The sequence below is a fragment of the Streptococcus sp. 544 genome (genome assembly GCF_013277385.1).
Classification (GTDB): domain Bacteria; phylum Bacillota; class Bacilli; order Lactobacillales; family Streptococcaceae; genus Streptococcus; species Streptococcus mitis_BA.
This window is the reverse complement of the sequence record NZ_VMMU01000042.1, coordinates 1-2,118: the sequence shown is the minus strand read 5'-3', so window position 1 is coordinate 2,118 and position 2,118 is coordinate 1. Positions and strand designations below refer to the sequence as shown.

Here is a 2,118-nt window from a genome sequence, read left to right as displayed (position 1 = left end):
TGATGGATTTTGTCCGATAGAGGATAGCTTCCTCTACCTAAATAGGAGATTTTAACTTTGATTTAACAGAGATAGAATCATAATAAGAATGATACAGCAAACTGAAGCTAGAATAGTAGACCTTGTTTTCTAAAATATTGTTAAAAATTAGTTTGAATTTCTCAACTAATTTTATTCAGTTACTACTTTATTATGCTATAAAAAATCAAACGCTCCCTTCTCATGATGGCAAAAACAAGCATGTAATAAAAAATTAATAATTCTGACATTTTAAGATACAGAGCTTGCCATCATTGATAAAATCAGCTACCATGAGTAAGTAAGTAAGTAAGTTTTTTTGTCCCGATTATGATATAATGATTAAATCAGGTGAATTTTGCTAGTAGGAGAAGCGATATTTTGCCACTAGATATAAACATGAGACTTCCTTTCCAAAATAACATGACAACATTATTAATATTTGCTAAACCTACTAGACAGTTATCCTAGTTTTTTGAATAGAATGAATAGATAAAAGGGGTTACGAACATGACGCCAGAAGAAATGTACCTGACAGATCGATTGGATGTACAGATAGCTCATTTTTTAAAGAAAAGCGTTCAACATCGTAGACGCTATAAGGTATTAAAAATAACAGAAATCGTGGCAGGTTTTCTCATAGCTGTTTTTTGTGCTATTCCTATGCCAGGTGATCGCTACCGTTTGATTTCGGTTGCTTTGTCCAGTCTCGGTTTACTGTGTGAGGGGATTCTCAATTTGTATAATGCCAAGGAACACTGGATTTCTTACCAGAAGACTGCGCAACTCCTGGAGAGAGAAAAATTCCTCTATCAATGTCAAACAGAGAAATATGCAGGAAAAACCAAGGCTTTTGCCCTATTTGTCAAGACATGCGAAGGTCTTATCTCAGAGGAAATCAACCAGTGGGAAAGTATCCAGTCAAAAGAAGTAGCAGCTAGTGCAGATGCTCCAGAGAAAAAAGAATAGGAGGTGGAGGAAATGTCTCAATCCAGCTACCTATTGCCCTTGCTCTGGTTGAAAAAAGAAGCCGATAAAGAAGAGATGAGCGCAACTCAGTGCCAGATATTTTTCTTTTACTATCAACTGTTTGAACTCTTATTTGCTAGAGAAAGCGACTTGAGAGACTTATGTCTGGGAAGGCAAGGTTTTTATTTCTCGCAGTTAGAGAAAGATTTGCTTTCTGGAGTTTCCCACTTTCTAAAAAACTTGGAGGGCAAGGGGACTCTCAAGGCTAATCAAGAAGTATCAGCTCGCAAAGCCCTTTTTCTAGCCTTGACAACTAGCCAGCCAGATTGGCAGGAGTTAGCTCCTGTTTTTGATTTTTATCAGTCTGTAGGGAGACTTGAACATCCTTCTCTCTTGAGTTCTCAGGACAGACAATATCTGATGTGGATTTACCAGTCAGCTTTGGAGAAGGATTATAGTGTCAAGGTAATTGGCGACAAGCATTTTGTATTGAAGAGACAAGATGCTACTAAATTGACAGGGCGCCAAACTCAAACTTTGGAAATTCTGAGTCAATCAGAAGACTTGGTCAATCCTGTCTATGTTACATTAGGAGAAAAGGGGGTGCTCTTGCTTGATTAAGAGAGGAGATGTTGTAGCTCTTTATTTGCCTTTTCCGACTATTAGTAGCGATTTGGCTGTGAAGAATCATATGTATATCTGTATTGACAACAGCATGACTAAAAACAAAGAGTTGGTTAAAAATCAGACCTTCAAACCAGCTCTCTTGACCAGACGTTTGGTCAAGAATTTTATGATAGAAGAGCCAGATCTAGCTCGTAATCCTTTTACAAGACCAACCTTGATTGACTTAGATAAGGTATTTATGTTGGATAATACGGTCATTCCGACTTCTTATCTAGCCAGACGGCGACGCAATGTCTCAGAAGAATTATACGAGGAAGTTTTGGATCACTTAGTCCAACCACGGCTGATTTCGCTGAACAAGTCTGAGTTTATGCAACTCAATCCAGGAACTTATTAGGAGGTAGAAGATGACAAATAAAGCAGTAAATGACTTTATACTAGCTATGGATTACGATAAAAAGAAACTTTTGACCCATCAGGGAGAGAGTATTGAAAATCGTTTCA

At 37.5% G+C, this 2,118-nt stretch carries 3 protein-coding genes; all 3 read left to right on the top strand.

The annotated features are described in order from the left end of the window. The first annotated feature begins 528 nt into the window (after positions 1-528). Genes HT728_RS10505 through HT728_RS10495 form a run of 3 tightly spaced genes read left to right on the top strand, consistent with a single transcriptional unit; the run spans position 529 to position 2,011 of the window. Positions 529-987 carry a DUF4231 domain-containing protein gene (locus HT728_RS10505; protein ID WP_031222784.1) on the top strand — a complete coding sequence of 153 codons (459 nt, stop codon included), beginning with the start codon at positions 529-531 and terminating at the stop codon, positions 985-987. A gap of 12 nt (positions 988-999) precedes the next feature. Then, complete coding sequence (locus tag HT728_RS10500) at positions 1,000-1,608, top strand: hypothetical protein (RefSeq protein ID WP_173235132.1); 609 nt, start codon at positions 1,000-1,002, stop codon at positions 1,606-1,608. After that, positions 1,601-2,011, top strand: coding sequence for a hypothetical protein (locus HT728_RS10495; RefSeq protein WP_023936458.1), 411 nt, complete (start codon positions 1,601-1,603; stop codon positions 2,009-2,011). The genes HT728_RS10500 and HT728_RS10495 overlap by 8 nt, the downstream gene beginning before the upstream one ends. The last annotated feature ends 107 nt before the right edge of the window (positions 2,012-2,118 follow it).